The organism is Methylobacterium sp. Leaf106 (assembly GCF_001422895.1).
In the GTDB taxonomy this organism is placed as follows: Bacteria; Pseudomonadota; Alphaproteobacteria; order Rhizobiales; family Beijerinckiaceae; genus Methylobacterium; species Methylobacterium bullatum.
Window position 1 is genome coordinate 699178 of sequence record NZ_LMNB01000012.1, and the last position, 22320, is coordinate 721497.

Consider the following 22320-nt stretch of genomic DNA (forward strand, 5'->3'; position numbering starts at 1 on the left):
GAGGAGTGCTGCAGCAGGCGGGCTCCGACAGTTCGAAGTGCCTCATTCTATCGACCCTTGGGCTTCGCGAAGGACAAGATCACGTGACGACACGGCCTTCTCCGTTCGGACATCCGTTTCTTCTCGGCTTCGACGAGATCGAGCAGGCCCTCGACCGGGTGTCGAAGGCGGCCAATGACGGGTACCCGCCCTACAACATCGAGCGCATTCAGCGCTCCGACGACGAACCCGAGCGACTTCGCATCACCCTCGCGGTGGCCGGCTTCGCGCGGGACCAACTCGACGTGATGCTGGAGGAAAACCAACTCGTGGTGCGGGGCCGCCAGGTCGACGACAAATCGCGCCAGTTCCTGCATCGCGGCATCGCTGCGCGCCAGTTCCAGCGCGCCTTCCTTCTCGCCGACGGCATGGAGGTGGTGGGCGCCGACCTGTCGAACGGACTTCTCTCCATCGACCTCACCCGCCCGGAGCCGGAACGGATCGTCCGGAAGATCGCCATCGCATCCCGCGACGACGTCTAGGAGCGCGACCTATCCACCCGGTAACGGCCCGCGAACGGAACCGCACCGGACCAAGCTCTGCCTCGAAAGGAGGGCATCATGACCGATTTCAACCCGAATCCGATCACCCCGGCCGATCTCGACCCCGCCGAGTTCAACGCCGCCGATCTCGCGGCTCTCGGCGAAGGGCACATCGCCTATGTCCGGCCGATCCGCTCCGACGAGGTGAAGCGGCTGTTTCCGCAGGCGCCTGACCTGACCCCGGGCATGGACCTGTTCGCTCTGCTCTCGGCCAGCGGCAGCCCGATCCTGCTGGCCGATTCGCGGGACGTGATCGTCGCCAACGCTGTGGCGAACGATCTGCACGCCGTGAGCCTGCACTGAAGAACGACCCGCCTCGCGGCTCAGCCGATCTCCGCCACCGCCGCCAGCAGCCGTGAGAGATCCTGCGGCCGTGACAGGCGGTGGTCGCCATCGGCGATGAGGGTGAGGACGGTGCCGGAAGCCGGCAGCCGTTCCACCGTCGCGAGGGCATGGGTGTAGGGCACGTCCGGATCTCGCATGCCCTGCAGGATATGCACCGGGCAGCCCGGATCGATCGGACCGCCGAGGAGAAGATGCCGGCGCCCGTCCTCGATCAGCGCCATGGTGGTGGGCACCGGCTCCGGCCCGTAGTCGGTGGGCCGCATCCACACGCCCTCCCGCTCCATCGTCGCGCGGATATCGGGTGGAAAACGCTCCCACATCAGGGTCTCGGTGAAGTCGAGGGCGGGAGCGATCAGCACCATGCCGGCCAGGGGGGCATCGCCCCGGAGCGCCCGCGCGCGCGCCGCGAGGCAGGCGATCCAGCCTCCCATCGACGAGCCGACGAGGATGGCCGGCCCCGTCACGGTGGCGTCGAGGACCGCCATGGCGTCTTCGAGCCAGGTCGAGATCGTCGATTCGGCGAACTCTCCCTCCGATTCGCCGTGCCCGGTATAGTCGAACCTGACGAGCGCGCGGCCATGGTCCCGCGCATAGGCGTCGAGGACCATCGCCTTGGTGGCGCCCATATCGGAGCGGAAGCCCCCGAGCCAGACCAGAGCGGGTCCGTCTCCCGCGCGGCTGCGCACCGCGATGCGCCGCGCGGCGTCTCCCTTGCCCACGGTGATGAAGGTCGGGGCCTGGCTGAGCGCTGAGTCCATGCGTAGTCCCTTTTATCCGGTAAAACCGACATTTGACTGTGATGCAGTCGCATTTCGTTTACCGAGCCGTAAAGCGTGCCCCCGATGCTGGAGACCATGATCGAGACACGAGACGAGTCCCGTCGCCCCTTCGAAGACCATCTTCCGTCGATCCGGCCGTCTCCGGAAGGATGGGCTCGATGAGCGGCGAGGAAAGATTCGGGGCCGGATTCCCCAGCGAGGCGCAACCTCTGGCGGGCGCCACGGTGCTGCAGATCATTCCGGCCCTCGACGCCGGTGGGGCCGAGCGTACCACGGTGGATGTGGCCGCAGCCCTCGCCTCCGCAGGTGCGCGGGCCCTCGTGGCGACGGAAGGCGGACGCCTGGTCGGCGAGATGCAGGCCAAGGGCGGAACCTGGCTTCCATTCCCCGCCGCCTCCAAGAATCCCCTTGCCATGGCGCTGAATGTCGGGCGCCTCGCGCGCCTTTGCCGGCGCGAGGGGGTCCAGATCGTCCATGCCCGCTCGCGCGCTCCCGCCTGGGTGGCCCTCGGCGCCGCCCGGCGGCTGAAGATTCCTTATGTGACCACCTATCACGGCAGTTATTCCGGCCGGACCGGCGTGAAGGTGCTCTACAATTCGGTGATGGCGCGCGGCGACGTGGTCATCGCCAATTCTCACTACACCGCCGACCTCATCCGGATGCTTCACCCCGATCAGGCCGGCGACCGTGTCCGGGTCGTCCATCGCGGCACCGATCTCGCCCAGTTCTCGCCCGGCGCCGTGGCGCCCGCCCGCGTCGAGGCCCTGCGCCGATCCTGGGGGGTGGCGCCGCACCAGCGCGTCGTCCTGCTCGCGGCCCGGCTCACCGCCTGGAAGGGTCAGCGCGTGCTGATCGAGGCGGCCGCCTTCCTGCGCGACCGGGGCATCACCGATGTCGTCTTCGTCCTGGCCGGCGACCCGCAGGGCCGCTCCGCTTACGAGCGGGAACTCGACACATTGATCGAGGCACGCGGCCTCCGCGACATCGTCCTGCGGGTCGGCCATTGCACCGACATGCCGGCCGCCTTCCGGGCGGCTTCGGTGGTCGCCGTCCCGTCCGTGGAGCCCGAGGCCTTCGGGCGCTCGGCGGTGGAAGCCCAGGCCCTCGGGACCCCGGTGGTTGTCTCGGATCTCGGCGCGGTGCCGGAAACGGTGCTCGCCCCGCCGGAAGTGCCGGCGGCCCAGCGCACCGGCTGGCGGGTGCCGCCCGGCGACGCTCCGGCTCTGGCCGAGGCCCTGCTCGAAGCGCTCACCCTCGGGGCCAGCGCACGGGACGCCATGACCCGCCGGGGGCGCGCCCATGTGGAGGCGCATTTCTCCCTCGATGGCATGGTGGGCGCCACCCTCGACATCTATGCAGAGCTTCTCGCCCGACGCCCGCGCTGACACTGTATGAGCCGGTTCGTGAACCAAACCCGCTCCTGCCTGTTGACACGGGACGCAGTTCGGACATGGTGTCCGCAACCGGATTGCCGGAGCGATTGGTGGCAGGTCTAGCCCTCCGGGCGATGTCCGCAGGCTGCCGTTTCGTCGTTCACTAGGAGATTGAAGCCATTCGTAGACCAATGAGAGCCATGCCGGCCCCGCAGAAGGACGGGCCGCGCGCCAATCGGGACATCCGTGGCGTCCGCGAGGTGCAGCTCATCGATGATACCGGGCAGAACCGCGGTGTCGTCGCCTTCTTCGACGCGCTCGCCCTTGCCGAAGAGGCGGGCCTCGATCTCGTGGAGATCGCGCCGAACTCCGTCCCTCCCGTCTGTAAGCTTCTGGATTACGGCCGCTTCCGCTTCAACGAACAGAAGAAGCAGAACGAGGCCCGCAAGAAGCAGAAGACGGTCGAGGTCAAGGAGATCAAGCTCCGCCCCGGTATCGACAAGCACGATTACGACACCAAGATGAAGGCGGTCATCCGCTTCTTCGAGGAGGGCGACAAGGTGAAGGTCACCCTGCGCTTCCGTGGCCGTGAGATGGCGCACCAGGATATCGGCCTGCGCCTGCTCGAACGGGTGAAGAACGAGACCCAGGAAATCGCCAAGGTGGAGAGCGAGCCGATGCTCGAAGGCCGCCAGATGATCATGATCCTGGCGCCGCGCTGAGGTCGCTTTCGTCCCACCACGGGACATGGACGTTCTGAAAGCCGCTTCCTCGGGGAGGCGGCTTTTTTTATCGCCTTACAGCCGGTCTCGAATGTCGTGTGATTCGGGGCAGCTTCGTGCTTGCCGCGAGGGTAGGGGGGCAGCCTGGGAGCCGCCCCCAAGTCCCAGGATTTACTTCACCACGGACACCTGCGCGTCGCCCACCCGCCTCAGCACGTTCACCGTGACGTCGCTGCCGTAGCGCTGCACCCGCAGGTCGATCCGCGATTCGCCGAGCTTCAGGTTGAAGATCGAAACGCCTTCGAGGAAGTCCGGGAGGGTGGGGTTGCGCAAGCGGATGCGGTTGCGGTCGTGCTGGATCTCCAAACCGATGCAGGCTGAGAGGAAGGCGAACGGAGCCGCCGCCGCCCAGGCCTGGGGCGAGCAGGCCACAGGGTAAGAGACGGGGCCGCGCTGGTTGCGGCGCATGAAGCCGCAGAACAGCTCCGGCAGGCGCTTCTGGTCCTGGTAGAGGGCGGTGTCGAACATGCCCTGGAAGATACGGGAAGCCTCCGGCTTCAGGTCGTAGCGCGCGAGGCCCATGGCCACCAGGGCGTTGTCGTGCGGCCAGATCGAGCCGTTGTGATACGACATCGGGTTGTAGCGGGCCTCGCCGCGCGCGATCGTGCGGACGCCCCAGCCGTTGAATCCGTCCTTCGACAGCAGGTTGGCGGCGACGCTCGCGGCGCGCTCCGGCAGGGCGATGCCGGTGAAGAGGGCGTGGCCGGCATTGGACGAGCGCACGGCGCATTGCTTCTTCGCCCCGTCCAGGGCCAGCGCGTAGGTGCCGATCTCCTCGCACCAGAAGGCCTTGTCGAAGTTTTCGCGAAGGGCCAGCGCCTCCTTGCCGAGGCGGGTGGCGAGGTCGTCGTGCCCAAGCAGGGTGGCGAGCTTGGCCATGCCGTTCTTGGCGGCATAGACGTAGCCCTGGACTTCGCACAGGGCGATCGGCCCCTTGGCGAGCTGTCCATCGGTATGGAAGATCGAATCGTGGCTGTCCTTCCAGCCCTGGTTCTCCAGGCCCTTGTCGGTGTCGCGGGCATATTCGACGAAGCCGTCGCCGTCCCGGTCGCCGTACTCGTTCATCCACGTGAGGGCGAGTTCGAGGGCCGGCCAGATGCGCTTGATCGTCTCGATGTCGCCGGTGACCGCGTAATACTCGTAGGCCAGCATGACGAAGAGCGGCGTGCCGTCGATGGTGCCGTAATAGTGGCGGAACGGCACCTCGCCGAGCATCGCCATCTCGCCGCGCCGGGTCTCGTGCAGGACCTTGCCCGGCTGGGCGTCGGCGGCGGGGTCCACGGCCTTGGCCTGTGTCGAGGCGAGGTAGCGCAGGACGCCCTTGGCGAAGTTCGGGTCGATCCAGAGCGCCATCATCGCGGTGATGATGCCGTCGCGGCCGAACACGGTTGAGTACCAGGGGATGCCGGCGAAGGGGTAGATGCCCTCGGGCGTGCGGCTCGCCAGCATGTAGAGGTCGGCGGTGGCGCGGCAGGCCGCTTCGTTGAACTGGTCGTTCGACGAGATGATCGTGGTGATCCCGGCGGTGAGCTGGCGCAGGTCCCGGCGCGCGTCGCGATAGGCGCGGGCGAAGATCACGCCCTCGCCGAGGCCCTTGGGATGGCGTGCGCCGGCGCTGCTTCCCGCCGCGTGTGACAGGCCGGCGGCGGCGTCCTCGCCGACCTTCTCCGCAGCCGGAGCGCTGGTGAAGGCGCGGTGCGATTCGAAGACGACGCGGATGAACAGGGACGTCCGGCCGCCCGGGGGCAGCGAGACCTCGAACTCGGCGCGGCCCGGCTCGATACGGTGCGGCTTCGGACCGAAATGCAGGCTCGTGGTGCGCACCACCTCGTCGAGACCGACATAGCGAAACTGGACTTCCGATTCGTTCGCCACCTGCACGCTGCGCTTGCCGCGGACCGGCCGGTCCATGCCGCGCACCTCGAACAGGTCACGGTAATCGGCGTCGAAGGTCACGCCGATCTTGAGCTTCCAATGGCGCGAATCGTAGTTGCGCAGGCCGATCCGGTCGTAGCAGGCCCCCTTGAACAGGAACTTGGTGCGCTCGATGGCGATCAGCTCGCGGGGGATGGTGGTCTCGTCATGGGCATCGATGCGGATGTCCGGCGTCGTCATGTCGACGCTCAGCGCGCCGTTGTCGTCCTGCATCACCGAGGAGAGCAGCAGCGGGCGCTGGTCCTCGATGGTGAAGCCGAGGCGCGACAGGTAGCGTGTATCCTGGAAATACAGGCCCTCGGGCCCGGGCAGCACGCCGATATCGCCGTAGCTGTCGAGGACGGCGAAGGCCTCGCCGTATTTCAGGGAGCGTAAGGGGCGCTCCACCAGCGAGGTCTGTGCCTCGATATGGTATTGCGGCAGCACGTCGTCGGCATCCTGGAAACCCTGCCCCAGCCCGTTCGTGCCGCTGTGACCGTCCTGTGTCGTCGCCGTGGAAGTGTTCGCCGCCATGCCTGAACGTCTCCGGGAAGTGGACTGTCGGACCCGCGGTATCGAAGCCGGGCCTCTCCGGCCCGATGTCGCAGATCGTCTCGGGCGCGTCGACGGGCTCGATGAAGCGACGTTCGCTCTCTGGCCCGAAGCGCTGGATCGTCTATCGCGAATCAAAAGGCCGCCGGTCGCGAAAGGGCGATCCAGCGGCCTTCGATAACCGGTACCGGTGGATCTCACGAATGAGGGCCGCCGACTCGGGAGGAGGTTAGCAAGGCTGATGCCGTATGGCACCAGCCTTTCTGCAAGGAATTTCAGGCCGGCATGGCGGCGGCGGAGAGCGACGGGCGGGCCGAGCCGTTCAGATCGCCGTAATGCGGGGTGAACGCCCCGGCGCGCGGCATCTTGATGATGGTCTTCTCGTTCTCGATCAGCTGCTCGTAGACCGCCACATACTTCTTCACCATGCACTCGGCGGTGAACTGCGTCTCGAAGTGGCGGCGCACGCCGGCGCGGCTCATGGTCTTGACCTTGTGTACGGCCGCAATGGCATCGTCCATCGTCTCGCACAGGACGCCGCTGACGCCGTCGGCGATGACCTCCGGTACGGAGCCGTTGCGGAATGCGATCACCGGCGTGCCGGCCGACATCGCCTCGATCATGACGAGGCCGAAGGGCTCCGGCCAGTCGATCGGGAAAGCCAGGGCCAGGGCGTTGCCGAGGAAGTCCTTCTTCTGCTCTTCGTTGATCTCGCCGATGAACTCGACGAGCGGGTGGTGGATCATCGGCTCGATGACCTCGTCCCAATAATCCTGATCGGCCTTGTCCACCTTGGCGGCGATCTTCAGCTTCACGCCGGACTGGATCGCCATCTGAATCGCCCGGTCGGGGCGCTTCTCGGGGGAGATGCGTCCGAGGAAGGCGAGGTAGCCGCCATTGGCTTCCGGATAATACGGGCAGTTCTCGGACGGCAGGCCGTGATGGATCGTCGCCTGCCAATTCGAGTTCGACGGCATGGGCTCGCGCTGGTTGTCGGAGATCGACACCAGGGGCATGCCCGTGAAGGTGCGGTAGACCGGCATGAAATCCGGCACGTCGAGGCGACCGTGCATGGTCGTGACGCACTTGTGGTAGAGGTCTTCGAACATCGGATACTGCAGCAGATCGATGTGGAAGTGCAGCACGTCGAACTCATGCGCCCGTTTGTGGACGGTATGCAGCATCGCCAGATGGCTCGCAGTGTGATCGCGGTAACCGAGAAGGCGAAGACCCTCTGGCGTGCAGGCGGCGAGCTTGGCGGACGTCTCGGAATCGCCACTGGCGAACAGGGTCACGTCATGTCCCTGCCGGACGAGTTCCTCCGTGATCCACGATACGACGCGCTCGGTGCCACCGTAGAACTTCGGAGGCACGGCCTCCGAGAGCGGAGCAATCTGGGCAATGCGCACGAAACGTCTCCTGTAAGGTCGAATATTGCGACGACCTAACGCCATCCGGCCTGAGTGGGACATGAACGGAACTCACGGCCAAGGTTCTGGTTCCGTGTGCCCCACGAGTGCCGTTCCTCGCTATCTCCCCCGCCCGGATGTCCCCGAAATCCTCGTTTCCATCTCCCCGGACGGGGGCATCGAGCAGGGGCGGGGCCATGCAGGAAACCGGCCAGATCGGGCCTTGGCGGCGACCGCGGAACTGCCGGTCGGGGGACCTGCGCGGATCGGTCGTGTTGTCGGATACGATCCGCCCCATACTTCCTGAGCATGGCCGGATTTGTGCGACGCACGACGCCCTTGTTTCGCTCAAGGGGGTCGTCTAAGCCTCGCGCCTGCGCAGTCTGGCATTGGAGCAATTCCATACCATCCCGGCGCTCGCGAGGCGCTTCGCCCGCCACGAACACGAGAGGTGTCGCATGACAAGCCTGCTGGCGGATTACCTGCCCCTCATCGTTTTCATCGGCGTGTCGTTGTTCATCGCCGTGGCGCTGCTCGTCGCACCGTTCCTCGTCGCTTATAACAGCCCCGACCCGGAGAAGCTCTCTGCTTACGAGTGCGGCTTCAATGCTTTCGACGACGCCCGCATGAAGTTCGACGTGCGGTTCTACCTCGTCGCTATCCTATTCATCATCTTCGATCTTGAAGTCGCGTTCTTGTTCCCCTGGGCGATCACCTTCGGCGAACTCGGCTGGTTCGGCATGTGGTCGATGATGGCCTTCCTCGGCGTGCTCACGGTCGGGTTCGTCTACGAGTGGCGCAAGGGCGCCCTCGAATGGGACTAGCCGTCCCGTCGACCTGACAATCGCATTGCCCGAAGCCGGATCCCGAGAAACCGATGGCCTTCAGTCCAGACATGACCCGGATCCCCGCCGTCGCACCCGCGCCGAAGGGGATCATCGATCCGAATACCGGCCGGCCCATCGGCGCCGACGATCCGACCTTCCTGTCGATCAACAGCGAACTCGCCGACCGCGGCTTCCTCATCACCTCGACGGACGATCTCATCAATTGGGCCCGCACCGGGTCGCTGATGTGGATGACATTCGGCCTCGCCTGTTGCGCGGTCGAGATGATGCAGATGTCGATGCCGCGCTATGATTGCGAGCGCTTCGGCTTCGCGCCGCGTGGCTCGCCGCGCCAATCCGACGTGATGATCGTCGCGGGGACTCTGACCAACAAGATGGCCCCCGCCCTGCGCAAGGTCTACGATCAGATGCCGGAGCCGCGCTACGTCATCTCGATGGGCTCCTGCGCCAATGGCGGCGGCTATTACCACTATTCCTATTCGGTGGTGCGCGGCTGCGACCGGGTGGTGCCCGTGGATATCTACGTGCCCGGCTGCCCGCCCACGGCGGAGGCGCTGCTCTACGGCGTGCTCCTCCTGCAGAAGAAGATCCGCCGCACCGGCACGATCGAGCGCTGAGGGTCCGGCATGAGCAACGGCATTTCGATCCTCGCCCATACCGCGGCCCCGGCCGACGGCTCCCTCCAGGCGCTCAGCGACCATGTCGGGTCGGCGCTCGGACCGGCCATCGTCTCGCGGACCATCGCCTTCGGCGAACTCACGCTGAATGTGCAGGCGAGCGACATCGTCTATGCGCTGACCTATCTGCGCGACGACCCCGCTTGCGCCTTCCGCTGCTTCATCGACATCTGCGGCGCGGATTACCCGAACCGCGAAAAGCGCTTCGACGTCGTCTATCACCTGCTCTCCCTGCGCCATAACGCCCGCATCCGGGTGAAGGTACAGACCGACGACCAGACCCCGGTCCCCTCCGTCATCGACGTGTTCCCGGCCGCCAACTGGTTCGAGCGCGAGACCTACGACCTCTACGGCGTCCTCTTCTCCGGACATCCCGATCTCCGCCGCCTGCTGACGGATTACGGGTTCGAAGGGCATCCCCTGCGCAAGGACTTCCCCCTCACCGGCTTCGTCGAGGTCCGCTACGACCAGGACGAGGCCCGCGTGGTCTACGAGCCGGTGAAGCTGGCGCAGGAATTCCGGAACTTCGACTTCCTCTCGCCCTGGGAGGGCACCGAATACGTGCTCCCGGGCGATGAGAAGAAGTCGGCTTGAACAGCGGAGCGAGGCCATGACCGAGCACAACATCCGCAACTTCGCGATCAATTTCGGGCCCCAGCACCCGGCGGCGCACGGCGTGCTGCGCCTCGTGCTGGAACTCGACGGCGAAATCGTCGAGCGGGTCGATCCGCATATCGGCCTGCTCCATCGCGGCACCGAGAAGCTGATCGAGCACAAGACCTACCTTCAGGCCACGCCGTATTTCGACCGGCTCGACTACGTGTCGCCGATGAACCAGGAGCATGCCTTCTGCCTCGGCATCGAGAAGCTGCTGGGGTTGCAGGTGCCGCGCCGGGCCCAGCTCATCCGCGTGCTGTTCTGCGAGATCGGCCGCATCCTCTCACACCTCCTCAACGTGACCACGCAGGCCATGGACGTGGGCGCGTTGACGCCGCCGCTCTGGGGCTTCGAGGAGCGTGAGAAGCTGATGATCTTCTACGAGCGCGCGTCGGGTGCGCGTCTCCACGCCAACTACTTCCGGCCCGGCGGCGTGCACCAGGACCTGCCGCCGGCGCTGATCGACGACATCGAGGCCTTCATCGACCCGTTCCTGCAGGTGGTGGACGACCTCGACAACCTCGTCATGGGCAACCGCATCTTCAAACAGCGCAACGTCGACATCGGCATCGTCACCGTGGACGAGGCCATGGCCTGGGGCTTCTCCGGGGTGATGGTGCGCGGCTCCGGCATCCCGTGGGATCTGCGCAAGTCGCAGCCCTACGAGTGCTACGAGGAGATGGAGTTCGACGTCCCCGTGGGCAGGAACGGCGACACCTACGATCGCCAGGTCATCCGCATGGAAGAGATGCGGGAATCGGCCAAGATCATGCGGCAATGCTGCGTGAAGCTGCGGGAGCCCGCCGGACAGGGGCCGATCGCGGCCACCGACGGCAAGTTCGCCCCGCCGCCGCGCCGCGAGATGAAGCGCTCGATGGAAGCGCTCATCCACCACTTCAAACTCTACACCGAAGGCTTCCACGTCCCGGCCGGCGAGGTCTACGCGGCGGTCGAAGCCCCCAAGGGCGAGTTCGGCGTCTATCTCGTCGCCGACGGCACCAACAAGCCCTACCGCTGCAAGATCCGCGCTCCGGGTTTCGCCCATCTCCAGGCCATGGACTGGATGTGCCGCGGCCACATGCTGGCCGACGTGTCCTGCGTGCTCGGCACGCTCGACATCGTGTTCGGCGAGGTGGACCGGTGAGAACAGCTCTCTCGGTCACGGTAGCGTCGATGCTTGCCGGCAACTTGCCGGCTTGGGCCGACGTTTCCTGCGCCCAGTACGAAACGCTTCGCAGCCTGCCTGATGCCTTCAAGGAGACCGGCCGCGGGACTGTTGAGCGCCGCATCGGCGAGCCTGGTACGCCGGGTTTCACCGATCTCGTGCGGCATTCAGACTCGCATTGTGATTGCTTCAACATGCCCATGATCGAGAGGGATCGTGGTCGGCCGATTCCGGACGGTAAGTTCTGGGAGTGCGGTGCTGCCGAGACCGGTACGCCGCTGCCTGCTGACATAAAGGACGCCGAATAAGCTATGGCGAACCGCAGACTCGCCCCCGCCGCCGAGCAGCCCGCGTCCTTCGCGTTCTCTTCCGAGAACGCCGACTGGGCGAAGGGTCAAATCGAAAAATACCCGGAAGGCCGTCAGGCCTCGGCCGTGATTCCGTTGCTGTGGAAGGCGCAGGAGCAGAATGGCGGCTGGCTGCCGCAGAAGGCGATCGAGGCGGTGGCCGCCGAACTCGGTATGCCGCATATCCGCGTGCTCGAAGTGGCGACCTTCTACACGATGTTCGCCCTCGAGCCGGTGGGCCGGTTCTGGATCCAGCTCTGCGGCACGGTGCCGTGCGATTCCTGCGGCGCGCGCGAGTTGAAGGACTACCTTCACGAGCGTCTCGGTGCGCCCGGCCATGTGAGCGCCGACGGCAACTTCTCCTGGCTCGAAGTCGAGTGCCTCGGCGCCTGCTGCAATGCGCCTATGGCGCAGATCAACCAGGATTACTACGAGGACCTGACGCCGGATCTCCTCGGCACGCTGATGGACGATCTGGCGGCCGGCCGCCCGGTGAAGGTCGGCTCGCAGGTGGGGCGCACCTCGTCCGAGCCGAAGGGCGGCGCCGACACCCTCACCGACGCGACCTTGTTCGACGGCTCCCGAGTGGGCGCCTGGCGCAAGCGTTTCGAGGAGCATGCGGCCGACGACACCACGTCCGAGGGCAAATCCGAAGCTGCGTCTTCCGAGCAGCGCGCCGCCACCGATCCTAAACCCGCCAAACCCGATGCAGGCCGCGCCGCCGCCTCGTCGGCCTCGGACGGCCCTGCCCAGCGTTCGGCCGGAGGCGAAGAGCCGGTCAAGGCCGGTGATAAGGCTGATGCCGCGGATGCCACGGACTCCAAGGCCCAGCCGGGTCATCCCACGGCCGATGCCGGGGTGACGGTTGCGCGCGCCGAAGCCGCGGGAGCCGAAGCGGGAACGCAATCCGACCTGCCCCGGGACGAGCCGCCGCCGCAGCCCCTCGCCTCGGGTGCCAGCGACGATCTGGGGCCGGACGACGAGACGCCGCCTCCGACGGCCGCCAAGCCGAGGAAGACGGCGCCCAATCCCGGCGCTCCGAAGACGGAGGGGAACTGACATGCTCTCCGATCAGGATCGCATCTTCACCAATCTGTACGGCCTTCATTCCCCCGGTCTCGACGAGGCCAGGAAGCGTGGTGCCTGGGACGGCACCAAGTTCCTGCTGGAAATGGGCCGCGACTGGATCATCGACGAGATGAAAGCGTCCGGGCTTCGCGGGCGCGGCGGTGCCGGCTTCCCGACGGGCCTGAAATGGTCGTTCATGCCCAAGAAGTCGGATGGGCGGCCGCATTACCTTGTGGTCAACGCCGACGAATCCGAGCCGGGCACCTGCAAGGACCGGGAGATCATGCGGCACGATCCGCATCTCCTGATCGAGGGCTGCATGCTAGCCTCGTTCTCGATGGCCGCGCATGCCTGCTACATCTACATCCGCGGCGAGTACGTGGCGGAGAAGCACGCCCTGCAGAAGGCGGTGGACGAGGCTTATGCGGCCCGCCTCGTGGGCAAGGACAACGTCCACGGTTACCCGTTCGACATCTACGTCCATCACGGTGCCGGCGCTTATATCTGCGGCGAGGAAACGGCGCTGCTGGAAAGCCTCGAGGGCAAGAAGGGCATGCCGCGGCTGAAGCCGCCTTTCCCGGCCAATATGGGCCTCTACGGCTGTCCCACCACGGTGAACAACGTCGAGTCCATCGCGGTGGCGGGCACCATCCTGCGCCGGGGCGGCGCCTGGTTCGCGGGGTTGGGCGGCAAGAACAACACCGGCACCAAGCTGTTCTGCGTGTCGGGCCACGTCAACAAGCCCTGCAACGTCGAGGAAGAGCTCGGCATCACCTTCCGCGAGCTCATCGACAAGCATTGCGGCGGTATGCGCGGCGGCTGGGACAACCTGCTCTGCTCCATCCCCGGCGGCTCTTCGGTGCCCCTGGTGCCGGCCGAGCAGATCATCGACGCCAAGATGGATTTCGACACCCTGCGCGGCCTCGGCTCCGGCCTCGGCACGGCGGCGGTGATCGTTCTCGACCGCTCCACCGACATCGTCTCGGCCATCGCCCGCATCGCCTATTTCTACAAGCACGAGAGCTGCGGCCAGTGCACGCCCTGCCGCGAGGGCACCGGCTGGATGTGGCGCGTGATGCTGCGCATGGCCGAGGGCCGCGCCCAGCGCCGCGAGATCGACATGCTCCTCGACGTGACGAAGCAGATCGAGGGCCACACGATCTGCGCGCTCGGCGATGCGGCGGCCTGGCCGATCCAGGGCCTCATCCGTCACTTCCGCCCCGAGATCGAGAAGCGCATCGACCGCTACAGCGCCAACCCGCACAGCGATCCTGTGCGGATCGCGGCGGAGTGATCGCCATGTCTTTCGGACCGATGTTCGACACCGAGAAGCACGCATGACCAAGCTCATCGTCGACGGCACCGAGGTCGATGTTCCGGCCGAGTACACCCTGCTGCAGGCCTGCGAAGTCGCGGGCGCGGAAATCCCGCGCTTCTGCTTCCACGAGCGGCTGTCCATCGCCGGTAATTGCCGCATGTGCCTGGTGGAGCTGAAGGGCGCACCGAAGCCAGTGGCTTCCTGCGCCTACGCGGTGAAGGATTGCCGGCCTGGCCCCAACGGCGAGCCGCCCGAGATCCTCACCCGGTCGGGAACCACGAAGAAGGCGCGTGAGGGGGTGATGGAGTTCCTCCTCATCAACCACCCGCTCGATTGCCCGATCTGCGACCAGGGCGGCCATTGCGACCTGCAGGATCAGGCCATGGCCTACGGCGTCGATTCGACCCGCTACGGCGAAAACAAGCGCGCCGTCGAGGAGAAATACATCGGCCCGCTGGTACGGACCGCCATGAACCGCTGCATCCACTGCACCCGCTGCGTCCGCTTCCTGGCGGAAGTGGCCGGCGTGCCGGATCTCGGCGCCATCGGGCGTGGCGAGGACATGGAGATCACGAGCTATCTCGAGAGCGCCATGGGCTCGGAGCTCCAGGGCAACGTCGCCGATCTCTGCCCGGTGGGCGCCCTCGTCCATAAGCCGCAGAGCTACGAGGTGCGGCCCTGGGAGCTGTCGAAGACCGAATCCATCGACGTGATGGATGCCGTCGGCTGCGCCATCCGCGTCGATGCCCGCGGCCGCGAGGTCATGCAGATCGAGCCGCGCGTCAACGAGGACATCAACGAGGAGTGGATCTCCGACAAGACTCGCCATGCTGTGGACGGCCTGCGCGCCCAGCGCCTCGACCGTCCGTATCTGCGCGAGAACGGCCGCCTGCGGCCCGCCTCCTGGGGGGAGGCCTTCGCCGCCATCGCCGCGAAGACGAAGAGCGCCGATCCGAAGCGCGTCGGCGCCATCGTCGGCGATCTCGCCGCCGTGGAGGAGACCTATGCCCTGAAGACCCTGATGGGGTCGCTCGGCGTGACCAATCTCGATTGCCGTCAGGCCGGCGAGGCGATCGACCCAGCCTGGGGCCGGGCCGCCTACACATTCAATCCCACCATCCCGGGGATCGAGGATGCGGACGCGATTCTCCTGGTCGGGACCAATCCGCGCCTCGAAGCCTCGCTCCTCAACGTGCGCATCCGCAAGCGCTGGCGGATGGCGCCGCTGGCAGTGGGCCTCATCGGCGAGGCCGTGGATCTCACCTATCCCCATACCTATCTCGGCGCCGGCCCCGAGACCCTGGCCGACATCGCCGCCGGCCGGCACAGCTTCGCCGAGGTGCTGAAGGGTGCGAGCCGTCCCCTCGTCACCGTCGGGACCGGGGCGCTGTCCCGTCCGGACGGAGCCGCCATCCTCGCGGCGGCGGCCAAGCTCGCCAAGGACGTCGGGGCGGTCACCTCGGAATGGAACGGTTTCGCCGTGCTCCAGACCGCCGCCGCCCGTGTCGGCGCCCTCGATCTCGGCTTCGTGCCGGGGGAGGGGGGGCTCGACTTCGCCGCGATGGCCGAGCCGGGTGCCCTGGACGTGTTGTTCAACCTCGGCGCCGACGAGATCGAGATCGGCGCCGGTGCCTTCGTGATCTACCAGGGCACCCACGGCGACCGTGGCGCCACCCGCGCCGACGTGATCCTGCCGGGGGCCGCCTATACCGAGAAGAACGCCACCTTCGTGAACCTCGAAGGCCGGGTGCAGACTACGAACCGCGCCGGTTTCCCGCCGGGCGACGCCCGCGAGGATTGGGCGATCCTGCGCGCCCTGTCCGACGTTCTCGGCAAGCGCCTGGCCTTCGATTCCCTCGGCGCCCTGCGGCGCGCGCTCTATGCGGAATATCCGCATTTCGCCGCCCTCGACGCGGTGGCGCCGGGCGACGTCGCCGCCACGGTCGAGACCCTGGCGAGCCTCGGCGGCGAAGCGAACCGCTCGGCCTTCGCCTCGGCGGTGCCGGACTTCTATCTCACCAACGCCATCGCCCGCGCCTCGCGCGTGCTGGCCGAATGTTCGAGCCTCGCGCGGACGCGCGGCCTCGAAGCGGCGGAATAGGGGCTGCCGACCATGCTGGAAATCGTCGGCACCGTCCTGCTTCTGGTGCTCAAGAGCTTCGTGCTCCTGGCGCTGCTTCTCGTCTTCATCGCCTACGCGCTGCTGGCCGATCGCAAGATCTGGGCGGCGGTGCAGCTGCGGCGCGGCCCCAACGTGGTCGGGCCTTGGGGCCTGCTGCAATCCTTCGCCGATCTCCTGAAGTTCGTGCTGAAGGAGCCGGTGATCCCGGCCGGCGCCAACAAGGCGTTGTTCCTGCTAGCGCCCCTGGTCTTCGCCACGCTGGCCCTGGCGGGCTGGGCGGTGATCCCGCTGGCGGAAGGCTGGGCCATCGCCGATCTCAATGTCGGCATCACCTACATCTTCGCGATCTCGAGCTTGGGCGTCTACGGCGTTCTGATGGGCGGCTGGGCCTCGAACTCGAAATACGCCTTCCTCGGCGCCCTGCGCTCCGCCGCGCAGATGATCTCCTACGAAGTGTCCCTCGGCTTCGTCATCATCTGCGTCCTACTCTGTGCCGGCTCGCTCAACCTCTCGCGCATCGTCATGGCGCAGGACACTTCGCTCGGCATCCTCGGCTGGTACTGGCTCTGGCTGTTCCCGATGTTCGTGGTGTTCTTCATCTCGGCACTCGCCGAGACCAACCGCCCGCCCTTCGATCTGCCGGAGGCCGAATCGGAGCTCGTGGCGGGCTACATGGTCGAGTATTCCTCGACGCCGTACCTGCTGTTCATGCTCGGCGAGTACGTGGCGATCATGACCATGTGCGCGCTCGGGACGGTGCTGTTCCTCGGCGGCTGGCTCTCGCCGATCCCGTTCGCGCCCTTCACCTGGGTGCCGGGGCTGATCTGGTTCGCCCTGAAGGCGAGCTTCCTGTTCTTCATGATTGCCATGGTGAAGGCCATGGTGCCGCGCTACCGCTACGACCAGCTCATGCGCCTCGGCTGGAAGGTGTTCCTTCCGCTCTCGCTCGTTTCGGTCGTCGTCGTCGCCTTCGTCCTCAAGCTCACCGGCCTCGCGCCGGGGGCATGATGCAACGCATAAGGGAGATCGCGCCATGAAGCTCGATCAGGTCGCCAAGGGTCTGCTGCTGAAGGAGTTCGTGTCGGGGTTCGCCCTCGCCATGCGCTACTTCTTCAAACCCAAGGCCACGATCAACTACCCTTTCGAGATGGGGCATCGCGGTCCGCGCTTCCGCGGGGAGCATGCGTTGCGCCGCTATCCCAACGGGGAAGAGCGCTGCATCGCCTGCAAGCTGTGCGAGGCGATCTGCCCGGCGCAGGCCATCACCATCGAGGCCGGCCCGCGCCGTAACGACGGCACACGGCGCACCACGCGCTACGACATCGACATGGTGAAATGCATCTATTGCGGCATGTGCCAGGAGGCCTGCCCGGTGGATGCCATCGTCGAGGGGCCGAATCTCGAATTCTCCGTGGAGACCCGCGAGGAGCTTCTCTACGACAAGGACAAGCTGCTCCTGAACGGCGACCGCTGGGAGCGCGAGATCGCGCGCAACATCGCGGTGGACGCGCCATACCGGTGATGACGGGAGCCCCGGCGGTTGTGCGCCGCAGGGGTGGGTTCTATAGACGGGCGGCCTGCACGGGCTGGTTTGAATTTCGGCAGAAGGGGCCGTCCTCGGGACGGCTGATCTCCATAATCGCATGAGTGCAGCCGCAGCCTTCTTCTACCTGTTCGCCGGCATCGCGATCGCGTCCGCGTTCATGGTCATCACCTCGCGCAATCCGGTCGCGTCGGTGCTCTTCCTCATCCTGACCTTCGTCAACGCGGCGGGCCTGTTCGTCCTGATGGGCGCCGAGTTCCTCGCGATGATCCTCGTGGTGGTCTATGTCGGCGCCGTAGCCGTTCTGTTCCTCTTCGTCGTGATGATGCTCGACGTGGATTTCGCGCAGCTGCGCCAGGGCTTCCAGCAATACCTCCCCGTGGGGGCGCTGATCGGGGCCGTCTTCCTCATCGAACTCCTGCTCGTGGTGGGTTCCTGGACGATCGATCCCGGCCTGATGCAGGCGCCGCTGGGTCCGCTCGCCAATGTCGAGGGCGTCACCAACACCCAGATGCTCGGGCGCGTGCTCTACACGGATTACGTCTTCTACTTTCAGCTGGCCGGGCTCATCCTGCTGGTGGCGATGATCGGTGCCATCGTGCTCACCCTGCGCGACAGGCCGGGCGTGAAGCGCCAGAACATCTCCGTGCAGAACGCGCGGACGCAGGAGATGGCGGTCGAGACCCGCAAGGTGCCCTCGCGCCAAGGTGTCGAGGTCTGATGTCGGCTCTGCAGAAGGATCAGCGCTCATGATCGGCTTGAGCCATTATCTCACGGTGGCGGCGATCCTGTTCACGCTCGGCGTGCTCGGCATCTTCGTGAACCGCAAGAACATCATCGTCATCCTGATGTCGGTGGAGCTCATCCTGCTCGCGGTGAACATCAACCTCGTGGCGTTCTCCACCCATCTCAACGACATCACCGGCCAGGTCTTCGCCCTGTTCGTGCTCACGGTGGCGGCGGCGGAGGCGGCCATCGGGCTCGCCATCCTCGTCGTCTTCTTCCGAAACCGCGGCTCCATCGCGGTGGAGGACGTGAACATGATGAAGGGCTGATCTTCCCCCAAGCCGAGCCGCGCGGCACCCCGCGCGATCCCATTGACGAGAATGGAGCGAGGCCGGTCATCCGGCACGCTTCCGGAGGCCGGGCCAGCCAGCGATGTATCACGCGATCGTCTTCTTCCCGCTCATCGGCGCCCTGCTCGCCGGCCTGTTCGGCCGCCAGCTCGGCCCTCGCGTGTGCGAGTACATCACCACCGGCTTCCTCGCCTTCTCCGCCCTCCTGTCCTGGGGCGCCTTCTTCGAAGTGCCTGGCTCGGACCACGCCACCCGCGTGCAGGTGGCGACGTGGTTCACCGCCGGCGATCTCGTGGTCGACTGGGCTTTCCGGATCGACACGCTCACCGTTGTGATGCTGGTGGTGGTGACGACGGTCTCGACCCTCGTCCACCTCTACTCCGTGGGCTACATGGCGGAGGATCCGCACCGGCCGCGCTTCTTCGCCTACCTGTCACTGTTCACCTTCGCCATGCTGATGCTGGTGACGGCCGACAACCTGGTGCAGATGTTCTTCGGCTGGGAAGGCGTCGGCCTCGCCTCCTACCTGCTGATCGGGTTCTGGTACGAGAAGCCCTCGGCCAACGCGGCGGCGATGAAGGCCTTCATCGTCAACCGCGTCGGCGATTTCGGCTTCTCGCTCGGCATCTTCCTCGTCTTCGTCCTGTTCGGTTCCGTGGCCTTCGACGGCATCCTGCCGCGCGCCGCCGAGTTCAAGGACGCCACCTTCCACTTCCTCGGCTACGACTGGAACGCCATGACCCTGGCGTGCCTGCTCCTGTTCATGGGCGCCATGGGCAAGTCGGCGCAGTTCATGCTCCACACGTGGTTGCCCGACGCCATGGAGGGGCCGACCCCGGTCTCCGCCCTGATCCATGCCGCGACCATGGTCACCGCCGGCGTGTTCATGGTGGCGCGCCTGTCGCCCCTGTTCGAGGTGGCGCCCAATGCCCTCATCGTGGTGACCGTCATCGGCGGCATCACCGCGTTCTTCGCGGCCACGATCGGCATGGTGCAGAACGACATTAAGCGGGTCATCGCCTACTCGACCTGCTCGCAGCTCGGCTACATGTTCGTGGCGCTCGGCGTCGGCGCGTATTCGGCCGCTGTCTTCCACCTCTTCACCCATGCCTTCTTCAAGGCGCTGCTGTTCCTCGGCGCTGGCTCGGTCATCCACGCGATGCACCACGAGCAGGACATGCGGAACATGGGCGCTTTGCGCCGCTACATTCCCTTCACCTCGGCGATGATGACCATCGGCACCCTGGCTCTGATCGGCTTCCCCTTCACCGCCGGCTACTACTCGAAGGATGCGATCATCGAGGCGGCCTACGCCTCGACGCGGCCGGGCCACACGCTCGCCTTCCTGGCCACCGTCGTCGCTGCCCTGATGACCTCGTTCTATTCCTGGCGTCTGTTCTTCATGACCTTCGAAGGACCGGCGCGCTGGGCGGGCCACGGCGCCGCCCATCATGACGACCATCACGCGGCACCGGCCTCGGCGCAGGCGCACGCGGCGGTCCAGGCGGACGGTGCGCCGGGCCATCACGAAGGCGTCGCCCATGACGACAAGGGCCACGACGTCGAGCCCGCCTCGCAGAGCGCCATCGAGCACCACGACCATGCGCACACGCCGCATGAGAGCCCGCTGGTGATGACGATCCCGCTGGCGATCCTCGCCTTCGGCGCCCTGTTCGCCGGTCTGATCTTCAAGAACCGCTTCATCGGCGAGGGCATGGAGTCGTTCTGGGGACATGCCCTCGGCCATGGCCCCGACAACCACATCATGCACGACATCCATTCGGTGCCGGCGTTGGTCGCTTACTCGCCCTTCATCATGCTGGTGATCGGCTTCCTGCTGGCCTTCTGGATGTATATCCGCCGGCCGGAACTGCCGGGCCAGCTCGCCGCGCAGCAGCCGAGCCTGTACCGGTTCCTGCTCAACAAGTGGTATTTCGACGAACTCTACGACCGCATCTTCGTCCGGCCGGCCAAGAACTTCGGCAAGTTCCTCTGGAAGGAGGGCGACGGGCGCGTCATCGACGGGCTCGGCCCCGACGGGATCGCCACCCGCGTGCTCGATGTCACCCGCGGCGTGGTCCGGCTCCAGACCGGCTACGTCTACCACTACGCCTTCGTCATGCTCATCGGCGTCGCCGCGATCGTCAGCTGGTACATGCTCACTGGTCTGCCGAAGGTCGGACACTGATGTCTCGCGCAATGACGGCCGCCAACCCGTATCGGAGTGCCCGCTAGATGTTCGGCCTCGGCATTCTTTCAGGCCTGCTGATCGTACCGCTCTGCGGCGCGGCCTTCATCCTGTCCCTCGGCGACGAATCCGAGAGCGTGAAGCGCAATGCCCGCTGGGCAGCACTCGCGACCACCATCGTCACCTTCATCCTCAGCCTCGTGGCCTGGGGCCGGTTCGATCCGTCGACGTCGAGCTTCCAGCTCGTGGAGACCCACGGCTGGCTCGCCGAGACGATCAAGTTCAAGCTCGGCGTCGACGGGTTCTCGATGCCGCTGATCCTGCTGACCACGTTCCTGATGCCGTTCTGCATCGGCGCGTCGTGGCTCTCGGTGAACACGCGGGTGAAGGAGTATTTCGTCGCCTTCCTCGTCCTCGAGACGACGATGATAGGCGTGTTCCAGGCCCTCGACCTCGTGCTGTTCTACCTGTTCTTCGAGGCCGGCCTGATCCCGATGTTCCTCATCATCGGCATCTGGGGCGGCAAGCGCCGGATCTACGCGAGCTTCAAGTTCTTCCTCTACACCCTGCTCGGCTCGGTTCTGATGCTCCTCGCCATCATGGCAATGTACTGGCACGCCGGCACCACCGACATCCCGACCCTGCTGCACACCCGCTTCCCCGTGGGCATGCAGTACTGGCTGTGGCTCGCCTTCTTCGCCTCCTTCGCGGTGAAGATGCCGATGTGGCCGGTCCATACCTGGCTGCCCGACGCCCACGTGGAGGCGCCCACCGCCGGTTCTGTGATCCTCGCCGGCATCCTGCTCAAGATGGGCGGATACGGCTTCATCCGAATTTCGCTGCCGATGTTCCCGGATGCCAGCGCCTATTTCGCACCGATGGTCTTCGCCCTCTCGGTCATCGCGATCATCTTCACGTCGCTGATCGCGCTGATGCAGACCGACATCAAGAAGCTCATCGCCTATTCGTCGGTGGCGCATATGGGCTTCGTGACCCTGGGCCTGTTCACCCTCAACGAGCAGGGCATCCAGGGCGCCCTGTTCCTGATGATCTCGCACGGCATCGTCTCGGGCGCGCTCTTCGTCTGCGTCGGCGTGGTCTACGACCGGATGCACACCCGCGAGATCGCGGCCTATGGCGGCCTCGTGAAGCGCATGCCGCTCTATGCTGCAGCGATGATGGTATTCACCATGGCCAATGTCGGCCTACCCGGCACGTCGGGCTTCGTCGGCGAGTTCCTGGCCATGATGGGGGCCTTCAAGGCCAACCCCACCGTCGCCTTCTTCTCCGTCTTCGGCATCATCCTCTCGGCCGGATACGCCCTGTGGCTCTATGCCCGGGTGATCTACGGCACGCTCGAGAAGCCCAATCTCCAGGGTATCCTCGATCTCGACCTGCGGGAGAAGATCATCATCGCGCCGCTCGTCGCCCTGACGATCTATTACGGCGTGCATCCCGCGCCCATCCTCGACACCTTCGCCCCCTCCACGGAGGCGCTGATGCAGAGCATGAAGACCGCGCTCTCGAACACGCAGACCGCGGCGGTGATCCCGCCCGTGGCGCGCTGAAGGTCTAC

General features: G+C 66.1%; 21 protein-coding genes. 18 read left to right on the plus strand and 3 right to left on the minus strand.

The window, feature by feature from the left end; all coding sequences use genetic code 11:
* Window positions 1–83: 83 nt before the first annotated feature.
* Both ASF34_RS10995 and ASF34_RS11000 read left to right on the plus strand, forming a co-directional pair.
* Complete coding sequence (locus ASF34_RS10995) at window positions 84–521, plus strand: Hsp20 family protein (protein WP_056161078.1); 438 nt, start codon at window positions 84–86, stop codon at window positions 519–521.
* 78 nt (window positions 522–599) lie between these two features.
* On the plus strand, window positions 600–884 hold the full coding sequence (locus ASF34_RS11000; RefSeq protein WP_018042010.1) for a DUF1150 family protein: 285 nt from the start codon (window positions 600–602) through the stop codon (window positions 882–884).
* A gap of 20 nt (window positions 885–904) precedes the next feature.
* On the opposite strand, the gene ASF34_RS11005 is transcribed toward ASF34_RS11000, so the two are convergent.
* A complete protein-coding gene (locus ASF34_RS11005; RefSeq protein WP_056161080.1) occupies window positions 905–1684 on the minus strand; it encodes an alpha/beta hydrolase in 780 nt (259 codons plus the stop codon).
* Between the two features lie 170 nt (window positions 1685–1854).
* Between ASF34_RS11005 and ASF34_RS11010 the strand changes: the two genes are divergently transcribed.
* Both ASF34_RS11010 and infC read left to right on the plus strand, forming a co-directional pair.
* Window positions 1855–3090, plus strand: coding sequence for a glycosyltransferase family 4 protein (locus tag ASF34_RS11010; RefSeq protein ID WP_056161083.1), 1236 nt, complete (start codon window positions 1855–1857; stop codon window positions 3088–3090).
* A gap of 188 nt (window positions 3091–3278) precedes the next feature.
* On the plus strand, window positions 3279–3800 hold the full coding sequence (infC, locus tag ASF34_RS11015; protein ID WP_018042013.1) for a translation initiation factor IF-3: 522 nt from the start codon (window positions 3279–3281) through the stop codon (window positions 3798–3800).
* A 171-nt stretch (window positions 3801–3971) separates the two neighbouring features.
* Here infC and ASF34_RS11020 read toward each other — a convergent pair whose 3' ends face one another.
* Entirely contained in the window at window positions 3972–6308 is a 2337-nt protein-coding gene (locus ASF34_RS11020; RefSeq protein ID WP_200913253.1) for an amylo-alpha-1,6-glucosidase, read from the minus strand.
* A gap of 293 nt (window positions 6309–6601) precedes the next feature.
* The gene (locus tag ASF34_RS11025; protein ID WP_056161085.1) at window positions 6602–7735 is read right to left on the minus strand and encodes a glycosyltransferase family 4 protein; all 1134 of its coding nucleotides are present in this window, start codon (window positions 7733–7735) and stop codon (window positions 6602–6604) included.
* Window positions 7736–8193: 458 nt separating this feature from the next.
* Between ASF34_RS11025 and ASF34_RS11030 the strand changes: the two genes are divergently transcribed.
* From ASF34_RS11030 to ASF34_RS11095, 14 genes are all read left to right on the plus strand, one after another.
* Complete coding sequence (locus ASF34_RS11030; protein ID WP_018042016.1) at window positions 8194–8559, plus strand: NADH-quinone oxidoreductase subunit A; 366 nt, start codon at window positions 8194–8196, stop codon at window positions 8557–8559.
* A gap of 53 nt (window positions 8560–8612) precedes the next feature.
* Window positions 8613–9200: a NuoB/complex I 20 kDa subunit family protein gene (locus ASF34_RS11035; protein ID WP_018042017.1), complete on the plus strand. Its 588-nt coding sequence runs from the start codon at window positions 8613–8615 to the stop codon at window positions 9198–9200.
* Between the two features lie 9 nt (window positions 9201–9209).
* Window positions 9210–9854: an NADH-quinone oxidoreductase subunit C gene (locus ASF34_RS11040; RefSeq protein WP_018042018.1), complete on the plus strand. Its 645-nt coding sequence runs from the start codon at window positions 9210–9212 to the stop codon at window positions 9852–9854.
* 16 nt (window positions 9855–9870) lie between these two features.
* Window positions 9871–11061, plus strand: a complete 1191-nt coding sequence (locus tag ASF34_RS11045) for an NADH-quinone oxidoreductase subunit D (RefSeq protein WP_018042019.1) — start codon at window positions 9871–9873, stop codon at window positions 11059–11061.
* A 29-nt stretch (window positions 11062–11090) separates the two neighbouring features.
* The gene (locus tag ASF34_RS11050) at window positions 11091–11390 is read left to right on the plus strand and encodes a hypothetical protein (RefSeq protein ID WP_056147314.1); all 300 of its coding nucleotides are present in this window, start codon (window positions 11091–11093) and stop codon (window positions 11388–11390) included.
* Between the two features lie 3 nt (window positions 11391–11393).
* Complete coding sequence (gene nuoE / locus ASF34_RS11055) at window positions 11394–12488, plus strand: NADH-quinone oxidoreductase subunit NuoE (protein ID WP_056161086.1); 1095 nt, start codon at window positions 11394–11396, stop codon at window positions 12486–12488.
* Between the two features lies 1 nt (window position 12489).
* Window positions 12490–13791: an NADH-quinone oxidoreductase subunit NuoF gene (gene nuoF, locus ASF34_RS11060; protein WP_056147306.1), complete on the plus strand. Its 1302-nt coding sequence runs from the start codon at window positions 12490–12492 to the stop codon at window positions 13789–13791.
* 43 nt (window positions 13792–13834) lie between these two features.
* Entirely contained in the window at window positions 13835–15916 is a 2082-nt protein-coding gene (nuoG, locus tag ASF34_RS11065; RefSeq protein ID WP_056161088.1) for an NADH-quinone oxidoreductase subunit NuoG, read from the plus strand.
* A 12-nt stretch (window positions 15917–15928) separates the two neighbouring features.
* Entirely contained in the window at window positions 15929–16945 is a 1017-nt protein-coding gene (gene nuoH, locus ASF34_RS11070) for an NADH-quinone oxidoreductase subunit NuoH (RefSeq protein ID WP_018042023.1), read from the plus strand.
* Between the two features lie 25 nt (window positions 16946–16970).
* Window positions 16971–17459: an NADH-quinone oxidoreductase subunit NuoI gene (gene nuoI, locus ASF34_RS11075; protein ID WP_018042024.1), complete on the plus strand. Its 489-nt coding sequence runs from the start codon at window positions 16971–16973 to the stop codon at window positions 17457–17459.
* Between the two features lie 121 nt (window positions 17460–17580).
* Window positions 17581–18201 carry an NADH-quinone oxidoreductase subunit J gene (locus ASF34_RS11080; RefSeq protein ID WP_018042025.1) on the plus strand — a complete coding sequence of 207 codons (621 nt, stop codon included), beginning with the start codon at window positions 17581–17583 and terminating at the stop codon, window positions 18199–18201.
* A gap of 28 nt (window positions 18202–18229) precedes the next feature.
* Window positions 18230–18535, plus strand: a complete 306-nt coding sequence (nuoK, locus tag ASF34_RS11085) for an NADH-quinone oxidoreductase subunit NuoK (RefSeq protein ID WP_018042026.1) — start codon at window positions 18230–18232, stop codon at window positions 18533–18535.
* A 103-nt stretch (window positions 18536–18638) separates the two neighbouring features.
* On the plus strand, window positions 18639–20744 hold the full coding sequence (gene nuoL / locus ASF34_RS11090; RefSeq protein ID WP_056161090.1) for an NADH-quinone oxidoreductase subunit L: 2106 nt from the start codon (window positions 18639–18641) through the stop codon (window positions 20742–20744).
* Between the two features lie 47 nt (window positions 20745–20791).
* Window positions 20792–22312, plus strand: coding sequence for an NADH-quinone oxidoreductase subunit M (locus tag ASF34_RS11095; RefSeq protein WP_056161092.1), 1521 nt, complete (start codon window positions 20792–20794; stop codon window positions 22310–22312).
* The last annotated feature ends 8 nt before the right edge of the window (window positions 22313–22320 follow it).

Excerpts from the sequence above, each read along its gene's own strand:
- ASF34_RS11000 (WP_018042010.1), top strand. The coding sequence starts at position 600 with ATGACCGATTTCAACCCGAATCCGATCACCCCGGCCGATCTCGACCCC.
- ASF34_RS11005 (WP_056161080.1), bottom strand. The coding sequence starts at position 1,684 with ATGGACTCAGCGCTCAGCCAGGCCCCGACCTTCATCACCGTGGGCAAG.
- ASF34_RS11010 (WP_056161083.1), top strand. The coding sequence starts at position 1,855 with ATGGGCTCGATGAGCGGCGAGGAAAGATTCGGGGCCGGATTCCCCAGC.
- infC (WP_018042013.1), top strand. The coding sequence starts at position 3,279 with ATGCCGGCCCCGCAGAAGGACGGGCCGCGCGCCAATCGGGACATCCGT.
- ASF34_RS11020 (WP_200913253.1), bottom strand. The coding sequence starts at position 6,308 with ATGGCGGCGAACACTTCCACGGCGACGACACAGGACGGTCACAGCGGC.
- ASF34_RS11030 (WP_018042016.1), top strand. The coding sequence starts at position 8,194 with ATGACAAGCCTGCTGGCGGATTACCTGCCCCTCATCGTTTTCATCGGC.
- ASF34_RS11035 (WP_018042017.1), top strand. The coding sequence starts at position 8,613 with ATGGCCTTCAGTCCAGACATGACCCGGATCCCCGCCGTCGCACCCGCG.
- ASF34_RS11040 (WP_018042018.1), top strand. The coding sequence starts at position 9,210 with ATGAGCAACGGCATTTCGATCCTCGCCCATACCGCGGCCCCGGCCGAC.
- ASF34_RS11045 (WP_018042019.1), top strand. The coding sequence starts at position 9,871 with ATGACCGAGCACAACATCCGCAACTTCGCGATCAATTTCGGGCCCCAG.
- ASF34_RS11050 (WP_056147314.1), top strand. The coding sequence starts at position 11,091 with ATGCTTGCCGGCAACTTGCCGGCTTGGGCCGACGTTTCCTGCGCCCAG.
- nuoE (WP_056161086.1), top strand. The coding sequence starts at position 11,394 with ATGGCGAACCGCAGACTCGCCCCCGCCGCCGAGCAGCCCGCGTCCTTC.
- nuoF (WP_056147306.1), top strand. The coding sequence starts at position 12,490 with ATGCTCTCCGATCAGGATCGCATCTTCACCAATCTGTACGGCCTTCAT.
- nuoG (WP_056161088.1), top strand. The coding sequence starts at position 13,835 with ATGACCAAGCTCATCGTCGACGGCACCGAGGTCGATGTTCCGGCCGAG.
- nuoH (WP_018042023.1), top strand. The coding sequence starts at position 15,929 with ATGCTGGAAATCGTCGGCACCGTCCTGCTTCTGGTGCTCAAGAGCTTC.
- nuoI (WP_018042024.1), top strand. The coding sequence starts at position 16,971 with ATGAAGCTCGATCAGGTCGCCAAGGGTCTGCTGCTGAAGGAGTTCGTG.
- ASF34_RS11080 (WP_018042025.1), top strand. The coding sequence starts at position 17,581 with ATGAGTGCAGCCGCAGCCTTCTTCTACCTGTTCGCCGGCATCGCGATC.
- nuoK (WP_018042026.1), top strand. The coding sequence starts at position 18,230 with ATGATCGGCTTGAGCCATTATCTCACGGTGGCGGCGATCCTGTTCACG.
- nuoL (WP_056161090.1), top strand. The coding sequence starts at position 18,639 with ATGTATCACGCGATCGTCTTCTTCCCGCTCATCGGCGCCCTGCTCGCC.
- ASF34_RS11095 (WP_056161092.1), top strand. The coding sequence starts at position 20,792 with ATGTTCGGCCTCGGCATTCTTTCAGGCCTGCTGATCGTACCGCTCTGC.